The 1,221-nt window shown below is 52.2% G+C and carries 1 protein-coding gene; it reads right to left on the reverse strand.

From position 1 onward, the window contains the following. Positions 1-1,067, reverse strand: a 1,067-nt coding sequence (locus ACQ4W7_RS29120) for an IS4 family transposase (RefSeq protein ID WP_436535212.1), incomplete at its 3' end; no start/stop codon positions are given. Positions 1,068-1,221: the final 154 nt, after the last annotated feature.

Genomic DNA, 1,221 nt, shown 5'->3' on the forward strand with positions numbered 1-1,221 from the left:
AGCCGTTCCGCCGTGCGCAGTCGAGACTCCTCCGCGTTGCACCCAGATTTCAGAATTTTGTGGAACGTCTCGATTTTCCAGCGCATGGCATACCAATCAAGTTTTTCAATTGCCTCGCGCCGGGATGCGACCGGCAAGTCGGTGATTAACTTCCACTCGATGGGCTTCCGATTCACTGGCGTATTTCGTTCGCGCGCATGGATCACCGTCAAAGAGAGAGCTGGATATCGGCTCTGCTTTCCAATGGGTGGTAGCACTTTGATGCGGCGATAACGGATTTCCAGAACTGCATCGACGACGTTCCCTTTCGGGTCTGAAGTCCGGACTCGATGCAGTCCTTTCAATTTCACTTCCTCCATCTCCTGAGCAATGGTATGAGCGCCATCGCCAGCCAATCGGTCGACACAGGTACGTACAAGGAAATGGGTGCCAACGTCTTGCGCAGTACAGAACAACTCGTAAATGTCGCTCTCACGGTCGCCAATATGCACGCAACGCTCAGGGGCTGAGAAAAGCTCGGTTGACTGTCTCAAATTCTCCAGCCATCGATAACTTTCCTTTTCCTCGATCGGTACGCGCGTGGGATTAATCGTCTTCTTGAGCGCATTGCAGCCCTTGAACTTACTACGCGTCCAAAACTTGATCGCAGCCAAACCAAGTGGGACACCTTCCGTCGTCACCGCCAAGCTCGAATGCATCAAAATGCCGCATTGGGTCAGCTGTTTGCTGCGCCCATCAATCTTACGAATCCCGCTCTTCCCAATGAATCCAATACGCTCTGGCTGATCGCGCTGATAGGAAAACGTTGTTGTGTCTTGAAGGATAAGTATCGGGCCTTCCGCATTGGCGAAGCGCTCGCTCGTCGCTTGGAAGTGCCCGCCCAATATGTCCTGCTCACTGATGCGATCATTGGAAAAAAATCGATAGGCGGCCTTCGTATTTGCCCAGTCCTGACAAGCAAATGGAATGCTTTGCCCCATGTTCGACCAGAACTGCTGGAGCAACAGCCGAAAGCGTTTCTTGAGCCGCTCGTCTCGGAAATTACAGGCGGCATTTTCTTGATCCACCCAAGTCTGCTCGTCTTCCGACGCCACCGGACGACGAGATGCGGAATCGCTTGGCGTCCTCCGCGTTGTCATCTGATTGCGATCAAATTCCTCATGTGAAAAAAGTTAACAGAATCGTTGAAAGTATACAAGCGAATTGTGGGTAATCGGAAGG

Source organism: Janthinobacterium algoris, from assembly GCF_051380935.1.
GTDB lineage: Bacteria > Pseudomonadota > Gammaproteobacteria > Burkholderiales > Burkholderiaceae_D > Janthinobacterium.